At 67.4% G+C, this 23,550-nt stretch carries 23 protein-coding genes; 13 read left to right on the plus strand and 10 right to left on the minus strand.

Features of this window, described 5'->3' with window-relative positions; translation table 11 throughout:
- Positions 1-91: 91 nt before the first annotated feature.
- From FBZ89_RS12925 to FBZ89_RS12950, 6 genes are all read left to right on the plus strand, one after another.
- Entirely contained in the window at positions 92-565 is a 474-nt protein-coding gene (locus tag FBZ89_RS12925) for an OsmC family protein (RefSeq protein ID WP_145750365.1), read from the plus strand.
- A 152-nt stretch (positions 566-717) separates the two neighbouring features.
- On the plus strand, positions 718-1,674 hold the full coding sequence (locus FBZ89_RS12930; RefSeq protein ID WP_145750366.1) for a ferritin-like domain-containing protein: 957 nt from the start codon (positions 718-720) through the stop codon (positions 1,672-1,674).
- A gap of 49 nt (positions 1,675-1,723) precedes the next feature.
- Positions 1,724-3,826 (plus strand): LodA/GoxA family CTQ-dependent oxidase, encoded by a 2,103-nt coding sequence (locus FBZ89_RS12935; RefSeq protein ID WP_186457334.1) that lies wholly within the window; start codon positions 1,724-1,726, stop codon positions 3,824-3,826.
- A 16-nt stretch (positions 3,827-3,842) separates the two neighbouring features.
- A complete protein-coding gene (locus tag FBZ89_RS12940) occupies positions 3,843-5,018 on the plus strand; it encodes an FAD-dependent monooxygenase (protein WP_186457335.1) in 1,176 nt (391 codons plus the stop codon).
- A gap of 17 nt (positions 5,019-5,035) precedes the next feature.
- Positions 5,036-5,605: a hypothetical protein gene (locus FBZ89_RS12945; protein WP_145750368.1), complete on the plus strand. Its 570-nt coding sequence runs from the start codon at positions 5,036-5,038 to the stop codon at positions 5,603-5,605.
- An 80-nt stretch (positions 5,606-5,685) separates the two neighbouring features.
- Positions 5,686-6,378 carry a helix-turn-helix transcriptional regulator gene (locus FBZ89_RS12950; protein WP_186457336.1) on the plus strand — a complete coding sequence of 231 codons (693 nt, stop codon included), beginning with the start codon at positions 5,686-5,688 and terminating at the stop codon, positions 6,376-6,378.
- 13 nt (positions 6,379-6,391) lie between these two features.
- Here FBZ89_RS12950 and FBZ89_RS12955 read toward each other — a convergent pair whose 3' ends face one another.
- Entirely contained in the window at positions 6,392-6,790 is a 399-nt protein-coding gene (locus FBZ89_RS12955) for a hypothetical protein (protein WP_145750370.1), read from the minus strand.
- 150 nt (positions 6,791-6,940) lie between these two features.
- On the opposite strand from FBZ89_RS12955, the gene FBZ89_RS12960 reads away from it, so the two are divergent.
- The 4 genes from FBZ89_RS12960 (at position 6,941) to prfB (ending at position 11,340) form a co-directional block, all read left to right on the plus strand.
- Positions 6,941-7,459: an EVE domain-containing protein gene (locus FBZ89_RS12960; protein ID WP_145750371.1), complete on the plus strand. Its 519-nt coding sequence runs from the start codon at positions 6,941-6,943 to the stop codon at positions 7,457-7,459.
- 115 nt (positions 7,460-7,574) lie between these two features.
- Positions 7,575-8,228, plus strand: a complete 654-nt coding sequence (locus FBZ89_RS12965; protein ID WP_145750372.1) for an OmpW/AlkL family protein — start codon at positions 7,575-7,577, stop codon at positions 8,226-8,228.
- 300 nt (positions 8,229-8,528) lie between these two features.
- The gene (locus tag FBZ89_RS12970) at positions 8,529-10,025 is read left to right on the plus strand and encodes a methyl-accepting chemotaxis protein (protein ID WP_246172163.1); all 1,497 of its coding nucleotides are present in this window, start codon (positions 8,529-8,531) and stop codon (positions 10,023-10,025) included.
- A gap of 192 nt (positions 10,026-10,217) precedes the next feature.
- Positions 10,218-11,340 (plus strand): peptide chain release factor 2 gene (gene prfB, locus FBZ89_RS12975; RefSeq protein ID WP_145750373.1). Its coding sequence is split into 2 segments (ribosomal slippage): positions 10,218-10,286 and positions 10,288-11,340, totalling 1,122 coding nucleotides; the frame shifts between segments, so codons are not numbered across the junction.
- A 133-nt stretch (positions 11,341-11,473) separates the two neighbouring features.
- On the opposite strand, the gene FBZ89_RS12980 is transcribed toward prfB, so the two are convergent.
- Complete coding sequence (locus tag FBZ89_RS12980; protein ID WP_145750374.1) at positions 11,474-12,076, minus strand: class I SAM-dependent methyltransferase; 603 nt, start codon at positions 12,074-12,076, stop codon at positions 11,474-11,476.
- Between the two features lie 129 nt (positions 12,077-12,205).
- Positions 12,206-12,748 (minus strand): GNAT family N-acetyltransferase, encoded by a 543-nt coding sequence (locus FBZ89_RS12985; protein WP_211115211.1) that lies wholly within the window; start codon positions 12,746-12,748, stop codon positions 12,206-12,208.
- A 202-nt stretch (positions 12,749-12,950) separates the two neighbouring features.
- On the opposite strand from FBZ89_RS12985, the gene FBZ89_RS12990 reads away from it, so the two are divergent.
- On the plus strand, positions 12,951-13,499 hold the full coding sequence (locus FBZ89_RS12990; protein ID WP_145750376.1) for a hypothetical protein: 549 nt from the start codon (positions 12,951-12,953) through the stop codon (positions 13,497-13,499).
- A 256-nt stretch (positions 13,500-13,755) separates the two neighbouring features.
- Here FBZ89_RS12990 and FBZ89_RS12995 read toward each other — a convergent pair whose 3' ends face one another.
- Both FBZ89_RS12995 and FBZ89_RS13000 read right to left on the minus strand, forming a co-directional pair.
- On the minus strand, positions 13,756-15,588 hold the full coding sequence (locus FBZ89_RS12995; protein ID WP_246172164.1) for a DUF885 domain-containing protein: 1,833 nt from the start codon (positions 15,586-15,588) through the stop codon (positions 13,756-13,758).
- A 171-nt stretch (positions 15,589-15,759) separates the two neighbouring features.
- The gene (locus FBZ89_RS13000; protein ID WP_246172169.1) at positions 15,760-16,551 is read right to left on the minus strand and encodes a ferritin-like domain-containing protein; all 792 of its coding nucleotides are present in this window, start codon (positions 16,549-16,551) and stop codon (positions 15,760-15,762) included.
- 267 nt (positions 16,552-16,818) lie between these two features.
- On the opposite strand from FBZ89_RS13000, the gene FBZ89_RS13005 reads away from it, so the two are divergent.
- Entirely contained in the window at positions 16,819-18,873 is a 2,055-nt protein-coding gene (locus tag FBZ89_RS13005) for a TonB-dependent receptor plug domain-containing protein (protein WP_145750379.1), read from the plus strand.
- Between the two features lie 35 nt (positions 18,874-18,908).
- Here the strand turns inward: FBZ89_RS13005 and FBZ89_RS13010 are convergent, their stop codons facing one another.
- Both FBZ89_RS13010 and FBZ89_RS13015 read right to left on the minus strand, forming a co-directional pair.
- On the minus strand, positions 18,909-19,115 hold the full coding sequence (locus tag FBZ89_RS13010; protein ID WP_145750380.1) for a hypothetical protein: 207 nt from the start codon (positions 19,113-19,115) through the stop codon (positions 18,909-18,911).
- A 187-nt stretch (positions 19,116-19,302) separates the two neighbouring features.
- Positions 19,303-19,872 (minus strand): flavin reductase family protein, encoded by a 570-nt coding sequence (locus FBZ89_RS13015; protein WP_145750381.1) that lies wholly within the window; start codon positions 19,870-19,872, stop codon positions 19,303-19,305.
- A 151-nt stretch (positions 19,873-20,023) separates the two neighbouring features.
- On the opposite strand from FBZ89_RS13015, the gene FBZ89_RS13020 reads away from it, so the two are divergent.
- Positions 20,024-20,941, plus strand: coding sequence for a DMT family transporter (locus tag FBZ89_RS13020; protein ID WP_145750382.1), 918 nt, complete (start codon positions 20,024-20,026; stop codon positions 20,939-20,941).
- On the opposite strand, the gene FBZ89_RS13025 is transcribed toward FBZ89_RS13020, so the two are convergent.
- The 3 genes from FBZ89_RS13025 to FBZ89_RS13035 form a co-directional block, all read right to left on the minus strand.
- On the minus strand, positions 20,938-21,783 hold the full coding sequence (locus tag FBZ89_RS13025) for a class I SAM-dependent methyltransferase (protein ID WP_145750383.1): 846 nt from the start codon (positions 21,781-21,783) through the stop codon (positions 20,938-20,940). The two genes, FBZ89_RS13020 and FBZ89_RS13025, sit on opposite strands and share 4 nt — an antisense overlap.
- Before the next feature lie 88 nt (positions 21,784-21,871).
- Complete coding sequence (locus FBZ89_RS13030) at positions 21,872-22,690, minus strand: class I SAM-dependent methyltransferase (RefSeq protein ID WP_246172170.1); 819 nt, start codon at positions 22,688-22,690, stop codon at positions 21,872-21,874.
- Positions 22,691-22,941: 251 nt separating this feature from the next.
- On the minus strand, positions 22,942-23,451 hold the full coding sequence (locus FBZ89_RS13035; protein ID WP_088873562.1) for a nuclear transport factor 2 family protein: 510 nt from the start codon (positions 23,449-23,451) through the stop codon (positions 22,942-22,944).
- Positions 23,452-23,550 lie beyond the last annotated feature (99 nt).

Here is a 23,550-nt window from a genome sequence, read left to right on the forward strand (position 1 = left end):
GCATGTCCGTTCTGCGGTGGTTCCCCCTGGCGCCCCTGCAATGGCTCCCCTCCAATGCCGGCAACGACCATCACCCGAAGGGAGCGACATCATGGCTGGCAAGCAACACACCTACCGCGTCACCGTCACCTGGACCGGGAACAAGGGGCAGGGTACGGCCAACTATCGCGCCTACACCCGCGACCATGAGATCCGGGCGGCGGGCAAGCCGGTCATCCCCGGCTCCTCCGACCCCGCCTTCCTGGGCGACGCCACCCGCTACAATCCGGAGGAGATGCTGGTCGCCTCCCTCTCCACCTGCCACAAGCTGTGGTACCTGCACCTGGCCGCCGAGGCCGGGCTGGTCGTCACCGCCTACCAGGACCAGGCGGAGGGCACGATGGTGGAGACGGCGGACGGCAATGGGCACTTCACCCGCGTGACCCTGCGCCCCACGGTGACCATCACCGCCGGGGGGGACCCGGCGCTGGCCCAGTCGCTCCACGGCAAGGCGCACCATTTCTGTTTCATCGCCAACTCCGTCAATTTCCCGGTGGTGACCGAGGGAACGGTGGTGATGGAATAGAGGGCCCACACGGTAACGGTTTTGTAATGGGCCATGTCACAACTTGTGACATGTGAATTGTGTACTATGGCGTGTATGTGACTTATCCTCTGCGACCATGAGGGTGCTTATCCACAAAGAAGCGTCCTTGCATGATGAGGAGGCCGCGCGCCATGCGCCTAAAGGATGATGAGTGGACCATCGCCCATCTGCACCAGCATTTGCAGGCAGCGGTGGATTTGGAATTCTGGACCATCCCCTATTACATGTCGGCGCTGTATTCGGTCGTCGATCGGACGACACAGGCCGTTCAACTGGTGCAAAGCGTGGTGAACCAGGAGATGTTGCACGTCCAGTTGGCGTGCAACATCGCTAATGCCTACGGCCTGTCGCCGCGCTTCGCCGCCCCCGTCTACCGGGGCCATGGCATTCCACACCTGGACTTCGCCCTGGACAAGCCGGATCCCCGGCCGGAGTTCGCGCCCTATAGCGCGGAGATCGGCCCGCTGGATATCCCGCGCATCAACGGCATGTGCCTGATCGAATATCCGGAGTGGGACACGGGCGGTAAAGCGATCCTGCGCGACACCATCACCGAATACGGCAGCATCGGCGAGTTCTACGACGCCTTGCAGTATGGGGCGGGCCTGCTGCGCCGTCACATCCAGGGCGGCGTGCGTCAGGTCGACCACTTCTCCGCCTTCTACAACAACATGCCGTCCCTGACCGTCACCGACAGCGATGGTGACGGCTACAACCAGGTGGTGCTGCTGATCAACACCATCCGGGAGCAGGGGGAGGGGACGAGCGGCGCCAGCGCGGCGCTGCCGGCGGCCTATCAGAACACCGCCGACGACAGCGACCCCAGCTGGCCCCATTTCCAGAAGTTCCAGACCATCCGGCAGACGGTGGAGAAGCCGCTGACCTATCCGGTGACGCTGGCGGTGGATTACAGCGACCACCAGCGGGCCTTGGCCGCCACCCTGGTGGAGACGTTCGGCCGCTTCCGCACGGCGCTGGAGCAGTTGTTCGCCGGGGGCAATCCCGGCGGCTTTGTCCCGCTGATGATCTCGGTCGGCGCCTGCATCCAGAACTGCTGGAAGAACGGCGTCACGCCGCGCTTCGGCTGACGCCCAACGCCGCATCCCCGTCACTTCCGGACAATTGAGGTTGTGCCCCATGTCGACCCGGACCGTTTTCCGCGTTCACCCGACCATCAATTTCGCCCGCTTCGGCACCAGCCAGGATTTCTACTATTCGCCGGAGACCAGCGCCGGCCTGCCCCTGGACGGCACCGACACCACCGGCGGCTTGCCCTTGCAGGCGGCCACGGACGGGACGGAGTCCTTCGTGCGCAGCGGCGACCTGCGCGACGCCGACGGCAACCTGAAGCGCCAGGCCGCGCGCTTCCGCCTCTACGCATACGATCTGGCGGGGCCGGACGCCTATCCCAACGGTGGCGGGGTGGAGATCCTGCCCGGCACCACGCTGGCCGATGGCCGCACCGTGGCGCAGGTAGTCTGGACCGTGCACTTGGCCAACAAGAAGGCCAACAACTATTGCGTTGTCAGCTCCGAAGGCTTGAAAGCCTTCGACGGCCAGGTGCCGCAGCTGCGCAATCCCCAGGTCTACGGCACACCCGACAGCGAGACGCGGCTGAAGTCCCTGGTGATCGATCCCGGCCCGCGCGCCCTGGTGGCCGGCGGCACGCCCAGCGCGGTGGTGAATTTCGATGCCACTACCCCGGCCAGCTATTCCGATGGCAAGGGCGGCATCGCCGAGAACGCGGACTATCCCAAGAGCTTCCCGTCCGGCCTGCTGTATGAGCCCATGGGCGCCATCGACACCCTGGGCGAATTGCGCACCGACGCGCAGGGGCGCCTGCTGGTGCTGTCGGCCTTCGGCCGCACCGCCGGTAAGTATGACGAATACAGCCAAGTCGTCCAGATGACCGGCGACACCAACAACCCCAGCTGGTTCGATGATGCCGCCGACGGCCCGGTGTCGGCCACGCTGGTGTTCACCGACGGCACGGTGGCGGAGGCGTTCGGCGGCTGGGTCGTCTGCTGCGATCCGTCCTACGCCCCGCAGATCCGCAACGTCGTCTCCGTCTGGGATGACGTGTTCGACGCCTGGGTGCGCACCTTGGACCTGATGCCGTCGCTTTACGCCAACGGTGTCTACAACGGTGACTACGTGCCAAATTTCGAGACGGACATCCACCCGGTGTTCCGCGCCGCCGCTTTGCAGCGCTGGACCGTGAACCTGCCGCCTATCGCCCAGCGGGCGCACGCGGCGGTGGACGCCATCGCCGCCGCCGACGACCCCGACCAGACCATCATGGCGGGTCTGACCTTCATCCGTAACCCCAACTTGGCGGGGGAGACGTCGGTGGGCGTGCCGCTGATGCCCCTGTCGCTGGGCGACGCGGGCAAGGCCTTCCTGACGGTCACGCCCACCCAGTACTTCTTCCTGGAACAGTGGAGCAAGCATCGCTTCAACACCGCCGCAGCGCCCGCCTTGGGCCCTGGCGAGCTGTTGGACCAGGCCTCGCTCAGCAACTGCCTGGGCGGGCGCTATGTACCGGGGATCGAGGTCAGCTACACCATCCGCCAGAAGGACATTTACCAGCAGGACTGGGCCAGCACCGGCGCCGGACCTTTCCGCATCAAGCATAAGCCGCTGGATTACAGCCAGGCCGTCGCGACCAATCCCTTCCTGAAGGGCGGGTGGATACCGCTGCACCACCAGGATGATGGGTTGGAGCCGGGCGACCTTTGCAAGTTCATGGCCATTCCCTGGCAGACCGACTACAACTCCTGCTCCATCCACCAGACCAGCATCAACGGCACCAATACCGCCACCGGCAGCCCTACCACGCTCTACTGGTCGTGGCCGGCGCAGCGGCCGGACGCCGTCTATGTGGCGGATGAGGTGGTGGCCAAGGTGCTGCCGCCGCAGAAATGGTCCATCCGCGGTCAGGGTAGCTTCGCTCTCAATCCCCGGACGGCCAGCACCTTCCAGGACCCGTTGGACGCTGTGCGGCAGTGGGACCAGATCGGCATCGTGCTGCAGGGCACGGTGATCGACGGCAACGATGTGTCGCCGGATCATTATTTGGAGGTCGCCAGCCAGTTGCAGGACGCAGGCGATCCGGATGAGCCGGTGCTGGCCTGGCCGTTCAATGCCAACCCGGCCAAGGCGGTTCTGGACGGTCCCCTGGGCGGGACTGCCGGTGGGGCCAGACGGCCGCCGGCCGGCCGGCGGCGGCGCGGCCGCTGACAGCAGGGTGCCGCCGGTGCGGACGCGGTACGACGCCGTCATCCTGGGGGGCGGGCCCGCTGGCCTGGCCACGGCCCTGTCCCTCAAGAACCACTGCCCGGACATCGCCGTTCTGGTCGCGGAGGCGGGCGTGGCGGGGCGGCAGCGCATCGGCGAAAGCGCGCCGCCCGACCTGTTGCTGCCCCTGGGGCAACTGGGGCTGACGGCGCGCTTCCGGGCCGATGGCCATGCGCCGTGTCCGGGCAGTGCGTCCCTGTGGGGTGGCGACCGGGTTGGCCATAACGACTTCCTCTACAACCCCATGGGGCCCGCGTGGCGGCTGGACCGCCGCCGGTTTGACGCCATGCTGGTGGCTGCGGCGGAAACCGCCGGCGTGACGGTGGTTTTCGACGCCGCGTTCCGGCGGGTGGAGGTCATGCCGGATTTAGGCCATCGGTTGATGCTGGACGTGGCGGGCACCACCAGGGCCGTGGAAACCCGCCAGGTGGTGGACGCGACGGGGCCGGAGGCGCGCTTCGCCCGCGCGCTGGGTGTGGAACGCCGGGTGGATGACACCCTGTACGCCCTGGCCGCCTTTCTGCCCCTGCCCGGAATTCTGACCTGGCAAACCCTGCTGGAGGCGACGCCCGACGGCTGGTGGTACGCGGCCCGTCTGCCCGATGAGCAGGTGGTGGTCATGATGGTGACCGACCAGGCGGGTCTCCGCCGGTTGCGCGATGACGGGACACTGCCGTCCTGGCGGCGCGGATTGGCGGCCACCGCCCTGATCGGGCCGCGGCTGGCGGCGGCCGGGGTGGATCCGGGTGCCGGTGACGCGGAACCGGCGCTGCTGCCCATCCAGTCCAGCCTGCTGGCGCGGGTGGATGGGCCGGGCTGGCTGGCCGTGGGGGACGCCGCCGCCAGCTATGACCCGGTGGCGGCGCAAGGGGTCTACAAGGCGCTGGTGGATGGCGTCGCCGCTGGCCGGGATGTGGCCCGGGGCTGTGGCGCCGCCCTGCCGCCGCCGCCCCGGCCCCGGGCGGCGCTGGTGGCGGAACGCTATGCCGACTATTGCCTGAACCGCGCCTACCTCTACGGCCTGGAAACCCGATGGCCCGACGCCTTGTTCTGGCGGGAGCGGCAGCGGCGCGCCGCCCTGGCGCGGCCGGGCGCCTCTTCGGATGGCGCACCAACCCGCGTCATGACCGATTGATGATAAGGAGAGGCCTCATGTCTTTGTTGTTCAGAAGCCCGCGCCGCCTGCTGGCCGGCGCGCTGATCGCGATGGGATTGGCGCCGGTGGCCCGGGCGGACGGATCCACGCCCGATTACAGCGCCTACACCACGACCGTCCTGATCCCCTTCATCCCGTCCATCACCCAAATGGTCACCAACCCCGATGGGACCAAGCAGCTGGAGAAGTTCGTCAACGCGCCGTCCTTTCACGTGAGGATCGGGACCAAGGCGGACGCCAAGGTCCACACGATGGACATGGACACGGGCTCCACCGGCGTGATGCTGCCGATTGGCGAAATCGTCGGCTATACGCGCGACCAAGTCGTGAGGATGGAGAAGGGGTGGGAATTCCTGTCCAGCGACAACCTTCTGTCGATCGGTTACTGTGAGGGTATGGTCGCAAAGGTCTTCTTTGGATTTTCAGATACGAATCGCCACTGTTGGTTGAATGTCGGCGCGGATCAGGACGCGGCCAGCTTTGCCGCGCTGGCCACCCGTAACATCCCGTTCGGCAGCGCCCAGGAAACGACCCTGATTGTCATCAATAGCTCCAATCCGTTCTGACGCCAGCCGCTGGCATTGAGGGCGGGCGGGGGCCGGGCTACCATGCCGGGCCTCCGATCCATCGCGCCGGTTTCTATCCCTTGTCCCGCTCCGCCCGCCTGCTCGACCTTATCCAAGCGTTGCGCCGTCATCGCCGGCCGGTGACGGCCGCCGACCTGGCGGGGGAACTGGGCGTGTCCATCCGCACCGTCTATCGCGACATCGCCACCCTGGCGGCCCAGGGCGTGCCGGTGGAGGGGGAGGCCGGCCTGGGCTATGTCCTGCGCCCCGGCTTCATGCTGCCGCCCCTGATGTTCGGGGATGACGAGATCGAGGCCCTGGTGCTGGGCCTGCGCTGGGTGGCGCAGCGGGGCGACGGGCCCCTGGGCCTGGCGGCGCAGAACGCCACCGCCAAGATCATGGCCGTGCTGCCCGCCGACCTGAAGGCCCTGGCCGAGGATAGCGGCCTGGTGCCGGTGTCGCTGAAGCCCAGCGTGACGGAGCCGCGCGACCTGACGGAAATCCGCCGCGCCATCCGGATGGAGCGCAAGCTGCGCATCGCCTACACCGACGGCCAGGGGCGGGCCAGCGACCGCACCATCTGGCCCTTCGCCCTGGCCTTCATGGAACGCATCCGCATGGTGGCCGCGTGGTGCGAGACGCGGCAGGCCTTCCGCCATTTCCGCACCGACCGCATCGTCGAGGTGACGGTGGAGGCCGACCGCTATCCCCGCCGCCGCCACGCCCTGCTGGCGGACTGGAAGGCGGAGATGGACGCGGCGGAGGAGACGTAGGCCGCGGGGTCCCTTACAGGGCGGGCTTGGCGCTGTCGTAGGTCAGCAGCACGTCGGTATGGCCATCAGCCAGGCGGTGGAACAATGTGCCGGTCACGGCGACCCGGCGACCCAGCGGGGGCTTGACGCCGGTGGGCAGTTTCAGCTGAAGGGCGTCGATGGACTCCACGTCCTCATCCGTTTCCGCCGTGCCCCCCGCCACGCAGATCATCTGCGGCAAGGTCAGCACGTAATAGTCCTCATTGGTGACGCCCTTGGCGCCGCTGCGGGTGCCGTGCTGCAGGGCGATCTCCCCCGTCAGGGTCACGGGCTCCGGCTGATAGGGCTGGCAGTCATGGGCCCGGGCGGGGCCCCAGACGGGGATGGCGGCGCCGGCGGCCACGCCGGCCAGCAATAGGATCCGGAAAAGCATGCTGCCCCCCTAGGCGCGTATCGAGCGGGTGCGCGAAAGGCAGGGACCCTACCGCCTGCCGAATGGTTTGGCGAGGGTGGCGATGCTGCTGACAGGATCTGTCAGGGGGCGACGCTACGATGCAGATCTATCCGTCGATGGAGCGCCGCCATGACCCCCGAAATCGCCCCCGCTTCCCGCCACCTGCCGCCTGCCATGCCCCTGGCCACTGGCATGCCGGGCTGGGTGTGGGTGGCGTCCGTCGGTGCCATTGGCCAGGGCCGGGCGGCGGGGGATGTGCGCCTGCCGGTGCGCCATGAGGGCGTGCTGCGCCGGGTGGCGGCGGGGGATCGCGTGGCCTGCTTCGCCCCCGACGCCCTGGGCGGATCCTGTTTCCTGGCGGTGGGTCATGTCCTGCCCGGGGGACGATATGTCGAGCATGACGCCGCGGGGCGGGAGTGGGCCTGCCTGCCGGTGGCCTATCTGCCGTCGCGGCCGGTGCCGCTGGCCGCCGTGCTGGACGGGGCGCTGGCGGCCATGGGCTGGGGCCTTAGCCTGCCGGTGGGCCTTATGCGCCTGGACGGGGACAGCTTGGATGCCATCGTGTCCGCTGTGGGCGGCCATGATCCTGATCAAACTGGCATGGCCTTTCCGCCGGTCCGTATTGCGTCCCTGGAAGATGCTGATTGATACAGGTCAGGGATAGGCGGCCCGATCTCCAATAAAAATCCCCTCATTGAAAAACAAGTGCGGCGCCAAGGCGGTGGAACATTCGCCGGCCGCATTGTTCAAGGAGGGGTAAGTGATGAAGTTTTTGTCCGTCACGGTGGCCGCCGCTGCGCTCATGGCCGGGATTTACGGTATGGCCCCGGCGGCTCATGCCTCCGACGCTGGTGATTTTCTGATCCGCGGTCGCGCCCTTGTGGTGGCGCCGGATGTTGGCAGCTCCCTGTCGCTGGGCGGCGCCGGCATTCCCGGCCACACCGACATCAGCACGGCCATCGTGCCGGAAGTGGACTTCAGCTACTTCTTCACCGACAGCATCGCTGCGGAACTGATCGCCGGTACCACGCCCCACAATGTGAAGGCGTCGGGCACGCCGCTGGGCAAGGTGGACCTGGGCAATGTCTGGCTGCTGCCGCCGACGCTGACCTTCCAGTACCACTTCATGCCGCATGAAAAGATCAGCCCCTATATTGGCGTCGGTGTGAACTACACGCTGTTCTACGGTGTCGACAAGGGCGACGCCCTGGGCCTGAAGTACGACAACACCTTCGGCTACGCCTTCCAGGCCGGCGTCGATTACAAGCTGGACGACCACTGGTCCCTGAACCTGGACCTGAAGAAGCTGATGCTCAACACCACGGCCACGGTGAACGCCGGCCTGGGCACGCCCATCAAGGCGGACGTTGACATCAATCCCTGGCTGGTCGGCTTCGGCGTGGGTTACCGCTTCTGAAACGTGAAGCGTCCTATCAGTTGTTGAAGGACCGGGCCGTCCCACCAGGTGTGGGGCGGCCCAGCCGTTTTTGACGCGGATCGTTAGCAATAAAGCCAGTTCAACTGTAAAGTGGCCCAATCCTTCAGGTTAGTAATGAACGGCAAGTGAATGACATCTTAAGTCGTTGCTTTCAAAGCGTTAACCAGAATATTTGTAGTCTGCGCCTTTAAGGAAACCTTAAGGATACCGCCCCAAATCTTTGCATGTCCGGCCGGGAAGACTCGGCTACACGCAATAATGAGAAGATCGGGGTCGATCATGATGAACGGGTTGTTTTCACAGGGTGCGGGCTCTGAGCTGAAGTCCATTCTGGAAGCCGTCAACCGCTCCCAGGCCATCATTGAGTTTAAACTCGACGGCACCATCCTGACGGCCAACGAGAACTTCCAGAAGACCATGGGCTACACCCTGGCGGAGATCCAGGGCCGGCATCACAGCATGTTCGTGGACGCGACCCACAGGAACAGTGACGAGTATCGGAATTTCTGGGCCAGCCTGGCCCGCGGTGAATTTCAGACCGCCGAGTACAAGCGCCTGGCCAAGGGCGGCCGGGAGGTGTGGCTGCAGGCGACCTACACCCCGGTGTTCGGCGTTACCGGCAAGCCGGTCAAGGTCATCAAGCTGGCGACCGACATCACCGCCCGCCAGCTGCGCAACGATGATCTGAACGGCCAACTGAACGCCATCCACAAGAGCCAGGCCGTCATCGAGTTCAAGATGGACGGCACCATCCTGACGGCCAACGAGAATTTCCTGAACGCCCTGGGCTACAGCTTGGCGGAGATCCAGGGCCATCACCACAGCATGTTCGTGGACCCGGCCTGCAGGGCCAGTGACGAGTACCGGCGCTTCTGGGCGGCGCTGGGGCGCGGCGAGTTCCAGTCGGCCGAATACAAGCGCCTGGGCAAGGGCGGCCGGCCCGTGTGGATCCAGGCGACCTACAACCCCATCTTCGACATCAGCGGCAAGCCCTACAAGGTGGTGAAAGTCGCCACCGACATCACCGAGCAGGTGGAGGCGCGCGACCGTCGCGCCGCCACGCAGAAGGTGATCTCCCAGGACCTGAACGGCCTGGCCGGTGCCATGACCGTGACCGACGAGCAGGTCAACCATGCCTCCAACGCCGCCTTGATCGCCTCGGGCAATGTGCAGGCCATCGCCGGTGGCGCCACCGAGTTGGTGGCCTCGATCGAGGAGATCAGCCGCCAGATGGCGGAAGCCTCCAAGATTTCCGAGGACGCCGTGCATCAGACGGACCGGACCAACGCCTCCGTCTCCGGCCTGTTGAGCGCCGCCCAGCGCATCGGCGAGGTGGTGAAGCTGATCAGCGACATCGCCAGCCAAACCAACCTGCTGGCCCTGAACGCCACCATCGAGGCGGCGCGGGCGGGTGAGGCGGGCAAGGGCTTCGCCGTCGTCGCTTCCGAGGTCAAGGCCCTGGCCAACCAGACGGCCAAGGCCACGGGCGAGATCGCCGAACAGATCAGCACGGTGCAGCTGGCCACCACGGAATCGGCCAGCGCCATCCAGGGCATCGGCGGCATCATCAACCGCATCAGCGCCATCTCCGGCGCCATGGCGGCGGCGGTGGAGGAACAGAACGCGGTGGCCCGAGACATCTCGTGCAACATGCAGACCGCCGCCGACGGCGTCTCCAGCATCAGCGAAAGCCTGACCAAGATCGCCGACGCCACCACCGGCGCCAACGCCTTGACCCGCCGGATCAACGAGGCCTCGCTGGCCATGGTCGCCTGACGGCCCCCACCCGTATCGACCCGGACCTTCAAGGGCGTCCCCCCGGGGGGCGTCCTTTCTTGTCCGCGCCGCGGGTGGGGGCGATCCCGCAACGCCCCCCATCGAAATGCAGGGTTCTAATCGGGCGCCCAAGCGGTTATCTAAGCGGTCCGTTACAAGACCATTTCATGACCCGAGACGAGGAGGACCGCGATGCGGGCCGAGATCGAGGCGGTCGTCGAGGCTGTGCGACAGTCCTTGACGCTGCTAAGGAGGCATCTTTGACTGGGAGAATGCCCTCCGCCGCTACGACGAACTGAACGCCCTGTCGGAAGACCCCAAGCTGTGGGACGATTCCGACCGCGCGCAGAAGATCATGCGGGAAAAGACCCAGCTTGAGACCGCCATCGAAGGCTATCGCGCGCTGGAGCGCGACCTGAACGACGGCATCGAGCTGATCGCGATGGGGGAGCTGGAAGGCGACCAGGAGATCATCACCGACGCCGAACAGGGCCTGATCGCCCTGCAGAAGCGCGCGGCGGCCCTGGAGCTGGAAAGCCTGCTGTCGGGCGAGGCCGACGCCAACGACTGCTATCTGGAAGTGAACGCCGGTGCCGGTGGCACCGAGGCCCAGGATTGGGCGCTGATGCTGCTGCGCATGTACAGCCGCTGGGCCGAACAGCATAAGTTCAAGGTGGAACTGCTGGACGAGACCAACGGTGAAGAGGCGGGCATCAAGTCCTCCACCATCCAGATCAAGGGCCACAACGCCTATGGCTGGCTGAAGACGGAATCGGGCGTGCATCGCCTGGTGCGCATCAGCCCCTTCGACAGCCAGGCGCGTCGCCACACCAGTTTCTCCAGCGTCTCCGTCACCCCCGTCATCGATGACAAGATCGTGGTGGAGATCAACGAGAAGGACGTGCGGGTGGACACCTACCGCGCCTCGGGCGCGGGCGGCCAGCACGTGAACAAGACGGACTCGGCCGTGCGCCTGACCCATATGCCCACGGGCATCGTGGTCGCCTGCCAGCAGGAGCGCAGCCAGCACAAGAACCGTTCCAAGGCCTGGGACATGCTGCGCGCCCGCATCTATGAGATGGAGCTGCGCAAGCGTGAGGAGGCCGCCGCCAACCTGGAGGCGCAGAAGACGGAGATCGGCTGGGGCCACCAGATCCGCTCCTACGTCCTGCAGCCCTACCAGATGGTGAAGGACCTGCGCACCGGCGTGGAAACCAGCCAGAGCGGGGCGGTTCTGGATGGCGACATTGATGAGTTCCTGCAGGCCGCCCTGGCCCACCGCATCAAGGGCCAAGGCGATGAGGCGGAGGCGTGAGCCTCCGCCCGCCAAGGACAAGGTTCGATGAGGCGGAGGCGTAAGCCGCCGCCCGCCGGTATTGTTTTGAGTGCGTAATGAAGGGGCCGGCGGAACGATCCGCCGGCCCTTGTCATTTTCAAAGGCGCCCTTTTCAGAATCGCGCGACCAGACGGTGGATGGTCTTCCCCGACGAGGCGCTGGTGGCCTCCTCATCCAACAGCAGGGCTGCGCCAGCCAGTGCGTCAATGGCCAGCGCCTCCCGCACCAGGCGGCTGTCGAAGGCGGCATAGAGGCGCCCGGCGCCGTCGCGCGCATCGGCGCCCCGGGTGACCCGCCAGCTGAGATAAAGGGTGCCGCCCGGTCGTACCAGGCTGGCCAACCGGCGGACGGCGGGCGCGACCAGGCCGGCATCCAGGTGCATGATGACCGTTTCGCACAGTACGTTGGCATAGCCGTGGTCGGGCAGGCCGGCCAGATCCGGCAGAGTGGCGGCGTGGAAGTCCTGCCCGGGGTAGCGGGCCCGCGCCTGCGCCAGCAACCCTTCCGACGCGTCATAGCCCACCGCCGGATAACCGTTCGCCACCAGCCACGCCACCTCCCGCCCGCTGCCGCAACCGATGTCGACCGTAGGCCGGCCGGGCGCGAAGTACCGGCGGATCAACTCGTGCAGGTCCGATGGCGGCGGCTGGCCGTGCCAGTCTTCGGCATACGCCCCGGCTGCGGTGTCGTAGGCGGCAAGTGTCTGCTGATCCATACCATTCTCCCCAGGCATCCATCCATGCAAGCGGCGGACGGGTGCCGCATACGCCCGTTGCCGCGCGTCGTCCAGGGCCATCTTTGTCGCTGGCTGGCGGCCCCCCGGCCGGCCAACCCAGCCGGCGGCTTAAGGACGGCGTTTGCGGTACAGCACGTGGCGGCGCAGGGGGTGGCCCTCGGCCAGGCGGGGATGGTCGAAATCCTCCGCCGGGTCGTGGGCCATGCCCAGTCGTTCCATGACAGCGCGGGACCGGCGGTTGGCTGGCACGGTCAGGGCCACCACCTGCGGCAGGCCGAAACGGGTGAAGGCCGCATCCATCACCGCCCGCGCCGCCTCGGTGGCGTAGCCCCGACCCCATTGCGCGCTGGCCAGCCGCCAGGCGATCTCCACCGCCGGGGTGAAGGCGGCCTCGAACCCCACGGTGCCCAGCCCGATGAAGCCGATGAAGGGCGCCACCCCTGGCACCTCCACCGCCCAATAGCCGAAGCCCTGTCGGGCGAAGTGCGCCTGTATGCGATCGACCAGGGCGTCGCTGCCGGCGCGGTCCAGGGGGGTGAGGAATTCCATCACCCGGGGATCGGCGGCCAGGACGGCGAAGGCGTCGCGGTCGGTCGGCAACCAGGGGCGCAGCAGCAAGCGCGCGGTCTTCAGCGTCGGTATGTCAGGCATGGCATCCATCCTGGGTCGGACCTCCGGGTGGTGGACGGTACAAAATGACGCGGCGGAGTTGGCCCGGGCCACCATTTTACCGACACAAATCGGGTGCAGGCGAAGATGTCTTTCGTCTTATGGTGGAGGGAAAGCCGTGGGTGCCTTAGTACTGATCATAATGTTGGCTGTCGGCCTGACCACAATCGCACGGGCGCAGACGATGTCGCCCGATGATTGGGGGAATATCCCGGTTCCCGCAGATGCCACCGTGCGCCTGGGGCGGGACGCCAGGGGAAATGAGACCAGGGAAATCACCTATGCCGGCGGTGTGGTCGCCCGCCAATGGCGCGATGGCAGCGGTAAGCCGCAGACGGTGATGGAGGATCGCAGCGGCCACGGTGCCGTACTGTGCCTGCGGGAAATCTATGTCGCCTTGCGCGAGGGTCTGGACACCTGCCGCCAGGACGGGGATGAAGCGCTGCGCCGCTTCATGGATGAGGGCTTGCAGCAGATCGACGATTTCGTGGTCGCCAACAGCTTGACGCCCGTAACTAAGGACGCGTTGAAGGCGGCGGAGGAGGCGCGCCTGAAAAAGCAGCGGGACGGCGCGGCCCTCCGGGGTCTGGAGGCCCAGGCCAAGATATGCGCGGGTGGCGACGCCCAACGCATGCTGGGCGGTCTGCGGTCCGCGTCGCTGGATAAGCTGCGGGCGGAATTGGCGGCGGCGCTGTCGGTGCCCCGGCCGCCGGTCTTCAGCCCCTGCCTGTAGGCGGCGAGGGTGAAAAACACGAAGGGGCGGCCCCGGATCGGGATGCCGCCCCCACGCATGCCGTGAACTGCCAAAGCTCTCGTCGGATCGGGTGCCACGTTTGGTTGGGCTGCCCTTTCCCTATTACGCGGCACCGTGCCCTGACCCGGCGCCCGGTGCCATCAGTTTGTGTGATAATATAACGCATACCGGATATGGTTGGGGCGGCTAGCTGCTTGGCATGGCCGTCCCAAATCCGGAATGCCTGAAATCGGTCTCAGGCGGTGCGCTTCACCCAGTCCTGCACCAGCGCCTCCAGCACCGGCAGGTTGACCGAGCCCGAGGTCAGCACGGTGTCGTGGAAGGCGCGGATGTCGAACTTGGTGCCCAGCTTGGCCTTGGCGGCCTCGCGCAGTTCCAGGATCTTGTTCATGCCGATCTTGTAGGCCAGCGCCTGGCCCGGCCAGACGAAGTAGCGCTCGATCTCGGTGATGTTGTCGTGCTCGGGGTTGGCCGTGTTGTCGTTCATGTAGGCGATGGCCTGTTCCCGCGTCCACCGCTTCAGGTGGATGCCGGTGTCCAGCACCAGGCGGGCGGCGCGGAACAGTTCCGAGGCGATGCGGCCGGCGTCGGAATAGGGGTCCTGGTAATAGCCGTATTCCTTGGGGAAGCGCTCGGCATACAGGGCCCAGCCCTCGCCATAGGCGCTGTTCCAGATGAAGCGGCGGAAGGTGGGCAGGTTGGCCATCTCCTGCGCGATGGCGATCTGCATGTGATGGCCGGGAATGCCCTCGTGATACGCCAGGCTCTCCAGCATGGGGATGGGGTTGACCGACATGTCGTATAGGTTGGTGTAGAACACGCCGGGCCGCGACCCGTCCGGCGACGCCGGCTCATAGAAGGCGCTGGCCGTGGCCTTCTCGCGGAAGGGCTCCACCGCCTTGACCACGATGGGGGCCTTGGGCTTGGTCAGGAAGAACCGGTCCAGGTCAGACCGCATCCTGTCGATGATGTCGGTGGCGCGCTTCAGCAGGGTGGCGCGGCCCTCCGGCGTGGCCGGATCGAAGAAGCGCTTGTCGGTGCGCAGGTAATCGAAGAAGGCGCGCAGTTCGCCCTTGAAGCCCACCTTGGCCATGATGCCGCGCATCTCATCCTGCAGCGCCGCCACCTCCTTAAGGCCCTGGGCGTGCACGGCCGCCGGATCCAGGGGCAGGGTGGTCATCAACTGCACTTGCGAACGGTAGAAGCGTTCGCCATCCGGCAGGGCCCAGACGCCGTTGCTGGCGGTGGCCTTGGTCTCCAGCGCCGACACCGTGCTGATCAGCTTCTGGAAGGAGGCCTGGACCTGGCCGGTCAGGGCCTTTTCCGCGGCGGCGATCAGGCGGGCCTGCTCGGCGTCGGCCAGCTTCAGGGCCGTTACCTTCTCCGTGAAGTCGGCCAGCAGGGGGCTGCTTTCCGTGGCGCCGTTCGTGAACGGCTTGCCGGTGATGACGTTGCGTGCCGCCTCCAGGATGGATTTGAAGGCGAAGGCCGGCGGCAGGACGCCCATGTCGGCCTGCTTGCCGATGCGGGTGATGTAGGCGTCCATCAGCGGGGCGATGCCCACCAGGCGGGCCACATAGTCTTCCGCGTCCTGCGCGCTGCCCACGGCGTGGTAGGAGATCAGGAAGCTGGCGATGTCGGTGTGCGGCCCGGTCAGCTGGCTGATCACATAGCTGTGGTTGCGCCAGGGATACTGCGTGATGGTCTGCTGCAGCTCATTCTCGAACAGCTGCTTGCTGATCAGCGCGCCGGGCGACAGCTCCGCCATCTTGAAGCCCTTCAGGGTCTTCAGCCGCTGTTCGGCCAGGTGGAAGTTTTCCAGCAGGTGGGCGTCGTCGGGAATGGTCCACTTGTCGTGCGGGCCCGGCAGGCCCAGCACGGTGCGCTGCTGCGGGTCGCGGGCCAGGTCCTCGTTCCAGCAATCCTCAAAGAAGGCGTTCAGCGCCTTCTCCGTTTCCGACGGTTCCGCCGCCGCGGCGGGCTGGGCAATCAGCTCGGGGATGGCCGTCAGGGCCACCAGGGCGGTACCGGCCATCAGGCCGCGGCGCAGCAGGGAACGGCGGGACATGGTCTCACCGGAGGAGGAAGCGGTCATGGGCGTTCGGGCACCGTGGTAGGGGCTGCGGGGGCAGCACGGAATGGCGGGAGCCGGGCATGCGCCCAGCCGGATGGCGCGGATGGTAGCAAGGGCGATGGGCGCCGCCCAAGATGAGTTTGTTAGCAAATGGTAACGGGAGGGTCAGTCGGGCGGGGAGGCACCAGCCAGGATGGTCTCCAGGGGCGCCAGCGGCTCATACCAGTCGGGCGGGAAGTCGGCCTTGAGGCGGCTGGCGTCATTGAAGGGGCGCTTGATGCCGCCCTTGAAGTAGTGGCGCACCAGGGCGCGCCAGTGTTCCGCCGGATCGTCGCCGGCCGTGGCGGCGATGACGCCGAACCAGCGGCGGCCGGCGGCGACGTGGCCGATCTCCTCATCATGGATGATCTGCAGCACGGCGGCGCTGTCCTCGTCCCCCACCTTCTTCAGGTTGGCGATCATCATGGGCGTCACGTCCAGGCCGCGCGCCTCCAGCACCATGGGCACCAGGGCCAGGCGGGCGGCCAGGTCGTGGGCCGTGACCTCGCTGGCCTGCCACAGCCCGTCGTGCGCTGGCAGGTCGCCGTACGCCGCCCCCAGCGTGGCCAGGCGGGCGGCCAGCAGGGCGTGGTGCTTGGCCTCCTCATCCGCCACCATCACCCAGTCGTCCTTGAAGGCGCGGGGCGCCGGCGTGCCGTCGGGGAAGGTGGTGAACCGGGCGACGATGTCCCAGGCCAGGTCGATGGCGTTCAACTCGATATGAGCCAGCGCGTGCAGCAGGGCCACGCGGCCCGCCACGCTGCCGGCCTTGCGCCGCTTGGGCATGTCGCGGGGCAGCTTCAGCTCCGGCCGCTCGGGCCGCGCCGGCCGGTCCGGCGGCGGGGGGCCGGGCAGGTCGGGCAGCGATCCGGCGTGCCAGGCCGCGGCATAGGTCCGCGTGAGCCGCACCTTTTCCATCGGTGCCGCCGTGGTCAGCACGTGGACGGCTGCCGCCGTCAGGCTGGGCGGCAACGGTTGGTCGGCCGAACCATCCTGGAATGGCTCTAAAGTAGCGACCGGGGTGGTATTGGGGACATGGTAGGGTGCCATGGCGTTTTTGGACGCCATCCGGCGGGGGGAAGTCAAGGGGCCGCGGCCCCCGTCGGGGATTTGACAGGGCCCCGGGCGGCATTTAAGCCGTCGAGCCCCGGATATGGGGGCGGACAATGCGGGGGGTACGTCATCATGAGGCGGGCGGGGATCGCGCTGGCGGCGGCATTGTTACCGGCGGCGGCCTGGGGGGCGGAGGATGCGGACCAGATGCCCACCATCATTGTTACCGGCCGCGTGCCGCCCGACGCCGCCACCGAGCGCATCTACGGCACCCTGCAGCTGGACGGCGCCTGGCTGGACGCGGCACCCGAGCGGCGGCTGGATGAGGCGCTGCGCGGCGTCCCCGGCTTTTCCCTGTTCCGCCGCACCGGCAGCACCAGCGCCCACCCCACCTCGCAAGGCGTCTCCCTGCGCGCCCTGGGCCCCAACGGCGCCGGGCGCACCCTGGTGCTGGTGGACGACATCCCGGTCAACGACCCCTTCGGCGGCTGGGTGTACTGGAGCCGCCTGCCCACCGCCGCCATCGCCAGCGTGGCGGTGACGGAGGGCAGCGGCGCCGGCCCCTGGGGCAACCAGGCACTGGACGGCGTCATCCGCATCACCACCAAGCCGCTGGAAGGGGGCGAGGTTCGCGCCGGCAGCAATGGCCTGGCGGAGGGAACGGCCGGCGTCTCTGCCGGCGGCGTCTCGGTCCTGGCGCACGCCAGCCGCAGCGATGGCAGCTATCTCGTGCGGTCGGACCAGCGCGGCCCCATCGACACCCAGGCCGGCTGGGATGACGCCTGGGTGGATGTGAAGGCGCAAGGCGATGCCGGGCCGCTGGCGCTGGCCGGCACCCTCTCCGCCTTCCATGAGCACCGCGGCAACGGCACGCCCTTGCAGGAGAACGGCACCGACGCGCTGGAGGGCAGCCTGCGCCTGGCGGATGAGGAGGGCCCCCTGGGCCTGTCCCGGCACGGCACGCTGTACCTGCGCCGCTATGTCTTCAAGAACATGTTCTCCTCCGTCAACGCCCCCCGCACGGCAGAAACGCCCGCCCTGGACCAGTACCGCGTGCCGGCCACGGCCGCGGGCGGTTCGCTGTCCACCACGGTGGAGGAGGGCGGCGGGCGCCGCACCGTGCTGGGCGCCGACCTGCGCTGGGCCGAGGGGGCGACGCATGAGCGCTTCCAGCCCCTGGCCGGGGTGTTCCAGCGCGACCGCGACGCCGGCGGCGACCAGCTGGTGGGCGGAGTCTATGCCGAGCAGACCTGGCCCGTGGCGCCTACCGTGGACCTGCACGGCGGCGTGCGCCTGGACGGCTGGACCATGGGCGATGGCCACCGGGTCGAACGCTCTATCCAGACCGGCGCCGTGACCCGGAACGACCAGTACGACGATCGGGGCGGCGCCTTGCCCACGGCGCGGTTGGGCGTTGACTGGCGACCCCTGTCGGATTGGACCTTGCGCGCGGCCGCCTACACCGGCTTTCGCCTGCCCACCATCAACGAGCTGTATCGCCCCTATCGCGTGGGCAACGACATCATCGAGGCCAACGCCCTGCTGAAGCCGGAACGCATGGTGGGCGCGGAGGCGGGGGTGACCTGGGCGCCGGCGCACGGTCCCACGGTCAGCCTGACCGCCTATCACGATGGCGTGACCGACGCCGTGGACAATGTGCTGATCACCACCAAGCCGGGGGTGGTGCCGGGCTTCGGTGTGGCGGTGCCGGCCGGCGGCACCTTCGCCCAGCGCCGCAACCTGGATCGGGTGCGGGCCGAAGGGGCGGAGATGCGGGCGACCTGGACCTTGGACCCCACGCTGGACGCCACCTTGGGCTATCTGTGGAGCCGGTCGACCGTGCTGCGCGCCGACGGTTTCGCGGCCCTGGTGGGCAAGCGCCTGGCGCAAAGCCCGCTGCACACCGGCACGGTGGACCTGACCTGGACGCCGTCGTCCGCCTACACCACGGCGCTGCGGGTGAAGGCCAGCGGCCAGCAATATGAGGATGGACTGAACAGCCGCTCGCTGGCGCCCACGGTCACGGTGGACCTGTCGGGCACGTGGCGGATATCGGGCTATCTGGCGGTTTTCGCCACGGCGGAGAACCTGTTCGACCGCACGGTGGAATCAGGACGCCGCATCGATGGCCTGGTGGCGATCGCCCCGGGACGGATCATTTCCGGCGGGGTGCGCGTGAACTGGTAGGAAAATGGAAGGGCTGACGGGACGCGGAAGTATACTTAGCGCGGGGTGATGGTGCCGGCGGGCTGCTGGTTCACGTAGAACTCGGCCGGGAAGGCGGGTTTGTAGTAGTGGCCTGCCTTGACCAGGGCGCGTTCGTGTTCCGAACGCATATAGCTGATCACCGGCAGGGACCAGGCGATGCTCAACAGCAACACCCACAGGCTCAAAGTGACCAGGCGATCTTTATTGAACACGGCGGTCATAATCCTTACTCCTAGACTTCCAAAACCATCGCCCTTTATTGTGGAAGGATTATGGCGGGAAGCAGCGCGTTGCGGCTCATGACATTATTTTTACGCCCGGGAAGATGAACAGGTTGCTAACGACTGGGCCAGCGCCTCTGAATTTTTTGCACGGACGAATGGTTAAGCCATCACCGGGCTGCAGGCCTCAGCCGCTGACGGGATCGCCGATGGCGTAGAAATGGCCGCCGGCCACGTGGTGCAGGCTGCGCCAGGCGGGGTCGGCCGCCTCGTACATCCAGTGCCCGTCCTTGAAGACGCGGGCGTCGGCCCAGGCGGCCACCACCTCGCCGATGAACAGGTCGTAGGTCTTCTGATTGTGCGGCTCGGGAATGACGCGGCAGGACAGCCAGGCGGCGCAGCCGGCGACCAGGGGCGGGACGTGGCCGTCCATGCGGAACAGCTCCACCCCGTGGCGGGCCAGCTTGTCCGGCATGTCGGCCAGGCTGTCGCCCCCCACGCCACGGGTCAGGCGCACCTGCGCCCGGGTCGGCACCTGCAGGGCGAAGGCGCCGCTGCCTTCCACCAGCGCGCGGGTGGCCGTGGCCTTGTCCAGCACGACGGTGACCTTGGGCGGGCTGAAATCCAGCGGGCAGGCCCAGGCGGCGGCCATGACGTTGTCCGTCCCGCCATGGTGGGACGATACCAGCACGGTGGGGCCGTGGTTCAGCAGGCGATAGGCTTTGGCGAGGTCGACGGGCTGGATGGGGGCGTCCACGGCACGGCCTTCGTTAAGACGGGGAGGGGCCCAGAGGTACCCTCAAAAATGTCACCGGCACAAGAAACGGATTGGCCGGCGGCGGCCCTCGCTCTAACGTTGCCGCCCGCGCCGGCCGTGGCCGGTGCCACGCCGTTCACGGGTTGCCGCCATGTCCCCCATCCTGGGCCTGTACCTGACCGCCGTCCTCATCTGGGGATCGACCTGGTATGTGATCGAGTTCCAGCTGGGGGCCGTGGATCCGGCGGTGTCGGTGGCCTATCGCTTCGGCCTGGCCGCCGTGCTGCTCATGGGCTGGCTGGTGGCGCGGGGGCAGAAGGTGATCCCGCCCCGGCACGCCTGGCGGCAGGTGGCCCTGGTCGGCGCCTTCACCTTCTCCACCAACTACCTGCTGGTCTATCTGGCGACCGAGCGGCTGCCGTCCGGCCTGGTGGCGGTGGCGGGCTCGGCCCTCAGCCTCATGAACGTGCTGAACGCCCGCATCTTCCTGCGCCAACCCGTCCGCCCCCTGGTGCTACTGGGCGGGCTGATCGGCATGACCGGTGTGGTGCTGCTGTTCCTGCCCGAGTTGCAGGTGGATGGCCTGACGGGCAAGGCGGCGGTGGGCCTGGCGCTGGTCATGCTCAGCAACGTCAGCGCGTCCCTGGGCAGCATCTGCGTGCAGCGCGGCGCCAAGCTGGGCGTGCCCCTGCTGCCCGCCACGGCCTGGAGCATGGCCTTCGGCGCCGTCCTGATGGTGGGCGTGGCCCTGGCCCGGGGCGCCGTCTTCAGCTTTCCGGCCAGTCTCAGCTACACCGTGTCCCTGGGCTATCTGGCCCTGTTCGGCTCGGTCATCGCCTTCCTGGCCTACTTCTCCCTGATCGGCCGCATCGGGGCGGACCGCGCCGGCTACGTCGCCGTGATGATCCCCATCCTGGCGCTGGTCATCTCCACCGTCTTCGAGGGGTATCACTGGTCGCCCGCGGCTTTCATCGGCTTGGCGCTGGCGGTGGCCGGCAACCTTCTGGTGCTGGGGCCCAGGACATGGCGCAAGCAGGATGCGGCGCCCGCCCCCGCGCCCGCCCGCTAACCTTTGAATTCCACCCGCGCCAGGCCGGGCAGCTTGTGGCGCAGGGCGGGGGTCAGGCGGAACAGCGTGTCCATCAGGCGGGGCAGGCCGCGCGGCATGCGGTAGTCCAGCGTCTCCACCGCTGCCACTTGGGGCGACCAGCCGCGCAGAGTGTCGGCCACGGCGTCGGTGTCGATGCCCCAGGGCATGGGCGGGATGCGATAATGCGGCGTGCGGTGCAGGCCGCGCAGGGTCAGGCGCGACAGCCAGGCGGGCACGGTGTCGAACACCAGCCGCCCGCCGGGGAAGCGCCGCGCCAGGGTGGCCACCAACCGGCGCACGTCGGCCTCGGGCAGATACATGAACAGGCCCTGGGCCACGATGTGCACGGGGCCGCCGTCCGTCACGGCGTCCATCCAGGCCGGGTCGCGCGCGTCGGCCGCCAGGTGGCGCACACGCGGACCGGGCGGCAGGAAATGGTCGCGCAGGGCGATGCCCTCCGGCAAATCCACCGTCAGCCAGCTCAGGCGGCCATTGTCGATGCGGTGGCGCTGCGTCTCCAGCCCTTCCCCCAGCGAGACGACGGTCCCCTCCGGATGGCGGTCCAGCCATCGGCGCAGGATGGCATCGATGGCGGCGGCGCGCATGGCGTGCGAGCCGTCCGCCCGGCCGAAGTGGCGCTCATAATCATAGGCCAGGGCCTGGTAGATGCGCACCGCCTCCGGGTCGTGGAAACGGGCGTTGGGCCGCATGGCCTCCGCCGCGCGGTTGTGCAGGGTCCACAGCATGGTCTCCGGCACGCCGGTCAGGCCCGGATGGGTCAGGCCGGGGGGCGGTGAGGACTGCGGGCTGTCAGGGCTCATGAAACGGGGTTTTCGGCTATGGTGTGCAGCCAGTCGGCCAAGTCATCGCAGGGATGGGTCCGCAGGCGATACAGGCGGGCGCGAGCGATCAGCGGGGCTTTTCCGCGACGAACACCAATGACCATGGCCCGATGATCGCGTGCTGGGGATCGTGAAGATGATACATGGCCGGACGGAAGCCGATTTCGGCCAATTTGATGAACATCTGCAAACCGGGGATCGTCCAGACCAGCACGCCTTCGTCGGGCCGAACCGGGTCACCGTGGAATATTTTCTCTTTCAGGTACGTGACATGTCCGCCCGCCGCGAACGCCCGTACGTCGTCGAGTGGTTCGCCCACATGATAAGGTAAAGTGAAGATGTGCCTCCCGCCCGGTTTCAGCACTCGGAAAACCTCTCGGTGAGCGGCATAGGGATCGGGAATATGCTCAAAGACGTCGCTGGACATGACAATGTCGAAGGCGCCGGATGGCAGGGATAAATGCTGGAGATCCTCATGGCGCACGGCGCCGATATGGGGGCCGCTGGGAATGTCCGGGCCGAAATATTCCGAGCAGACATAACCGGGAAGGCGGCTCAGAAGGTCATGCACGGCGCGCCGGGACTCGGTATTATAAACGGTGAAGAGCTCGGGCAAATCAAGGGGCCCGCTTTCGCTTTGCCCTGTCAGGGCGCGAAAGACCTTCATCATCTGGCGCTGGCGGCAGAATGAGCCGCACGCCGTACAGAACCCCGACTCCCGCTGATCATCCACACGGAAACCGACAATATCCCCACGCGTCCCGCATACATTGCATATTGCGTTCAGGCGCCCGTCGTTCGTTTCATGATACCCGCTGTCGCGTGGCGAAAAAGGGAAAACCTGCTGGCTCGCCAGGCTGGCGCGCGGGATCTCCATATTCGGCATCTTCACTCACAGTTCCCATTGCGGAAAAGCTGCTGGGCGCGGGCGCTTCTTCCTGTAGCCAGCGGCGTCTGAAGCCGCCCGCCCAACAAATATGCTACGGCAAGGCCGGAAGAGTGAAAAGACGGATGGTTGAGATAGGCCTCATCGCCACCATTACGAGGGGGGCATTCCCGATCTTAACGCGAATGTTCAGCTACATGCCTGAAACGCCCGGCAGCCCCCCCCGCGCCGCCGGCGTCAAGGGCGCGGCTTCAGAACACGCCCTTGCCGTCGGGGTCGCTGGCCGGCACCGGCTGGCTGACCGACCAGTGCTCCACCACCTTGTCGTCCAGCACACGGAAGATATCGACCACCGCCGTGCCTTGGGCGTCCGGGCCGGGGATGGCGTGCACATGCAGCACGACCAGGTTTCCCTGGGCGATGCTGCGAACGACCTCCACCTTCGCGTCGGGATGATGTTGGAAGAACGTGGCGTAGGCGTCCTGCAGGGCGCGGCGCCCATCGGCCAGTCCGGGAGTATGCTCCCGGCAGTCAAGGGCGACGTAGCGGTCGGCGGCGGACAGGTCATGCCTGTTGAAGAAGGCGTCGTAGAAAGCCAGAACCGTCTGGCGGTTGGCCTCGCCTTCCGCCGCGCTGTCGGGGATACGGGTGCTGGTGGCGCCGGCCGCCTGGTTGGCCGGGGGTGGGGCGGCCTGGGACGACGCCAGGCCGGAACCGGCCAGCGCGACGCCCAGGGCCAGGGCACGGAGTGTCAGGCGCATATCTTCCTCATCGGGGACTGGGCGACGGGGGAAGGCGGGCGGGCAGGGTGATTTCCCCATCACGCGCCCATCCCCGCGTCACCCCTTTACCTGCACGGG

The organism is Nitrospirillum amazonense, assembly GCF_007828045.1.
GTDB lineage: Bacteria > Pseudomonadota > Alphaproteobacteria > Azospirillales > Azospirillaceae > Nitrospirillum > Nitrospirillum amazonense_C.

Coding starts and splice junctions, on each gene's coding strand:
- FBZ89_RS12935 (WP_186457334.1), top strand. CDS start 1,724: ATGTCGACCCGGACCGTTTTCCGCGTTCACCCGACCATCAATTTCGCC.
- FBZ89_RS13035 (WP_088873562.1), bottom strand. CDS start 23,451: ATGCGCCTGACACTCCGTGCCCTGGCCCTGGGCGTCGCGCTGGCCGGT.
- FBZ89_RS12970 (WP_246172163.1), top strand. CDS start 8,529: ATGATGAACGGGTTGTTTTCACAGGGTGCGGGCTCTGAGCTGAAGTCC.
- FBZ89_RS12930 (WP_145750366.1), top strand. CDS start 718: ATGCGCCTAAAGGATGATGAGTGGACCATCGCCCATCTGCACCAGCAT.
- FBZ89_RS13020 (WP_145750382.1), top strand. CDS start 20,024: ATGTCCCCCATCCTGGGCCTGTACCTGACCGCCGTCCTCATCTGGGGA.
- FBZ89_RS12995 (WP_246172164.1), bottom strand. CDS start 15,588: ATGTCCCGCCGTTCCCTGCTGCGCCGCGGCCTGATGGCCGGTACCGCC.
- FBZ89_RS12985 (WP_211115211.1), bottom strand. CDS start 12,748: ATGCCTGACATACCGACGCTGAAGACCGCGCGCTTGCTGCTGCGCCCC.
- FBZ89_RS12945 (WP_145750368.1), top strand. CDS start 5,036: ATGTCTTTGTTGTTCAGAAGCCCGCGCCGCCTGCTGGCCGGCGCGCTG.
- FBZ89_RS13010 (WP_145750380.1), bottom strand. CDS start 19,115: ATGACCGCCGTGTTCAATAAAGATCGCCTGGTCACTTTGAGCCTGTGG.
- FBZ89_RS12925 (WP_145750365.1), top strand. CDS start 92: ATGGCTGGCAAGCAACACACCTACCGCGTCACCGTCACCTGGACCGGG.
- FBZ89_RS12960 (WP_145750371.1), top strand. CDS start 6,941: ATGACCCCCGAAATCGCCCCCGCTTCCCGCCACCTGCCGCCTGCCATG.
- FBZ89_RS12980 (WP_145750374.1), bottom strand. CDS start 12,076: ATGGATCAGCAGACACTTGCCGCCTACGACACCGCAGCCGGGGCGTAT.
- FBZ89_RS13005 (WP_145750379.1), top strand. CDS start 16,819: ATGAGGCGGGCGGGGATCGCGCTGGCGGCGGCATTGTTACCGGCGGCG.
- FBZ89_RS13000 (WP_246172169.1), bottom strand. CDS start 16,551: ATGGAAAAGGTGCGGCTCACGCGGACCTATGCCGCGGCCTGGCACGCC.
- FBZ89_RS12955 (WP_145750370.1), bottom strand. CDS start 6,790: ATGCTTTTCCGGATCCTATTGCTGGCCGGCGTGGCCGCCGGCGCCGCC.
- FBZ89_RS13025 (WP_145750383.1), bottom strand. CDS start 21,783: ATGAGCCCTGACAGCCCGCAGTCCTCACCGCCCCCCGGCCTGACCCAT.
- FBZ89_RS12990 (WP_145750376.1), top strand. CDS start 12,951: ATGTCGCCCGATGATTGGGGGAATATCCCGGTTCCCGCAGATGCCACC.
- FBZ89_RS13030 (WP_246172170.1), bottom strand. CDS start 22,690: ATGCCGAATATGGAGATCCCGCGCGCCAGCCTGGCGAGCCAGCAGGTT.
- FBZ89_RS12965 (WP_145750372.1), top strand. CDS start 7,575: ATGAAGTTTTTGTCCGTCACGGTGGCCGCCGCTGCGCTCATGGCCGGG.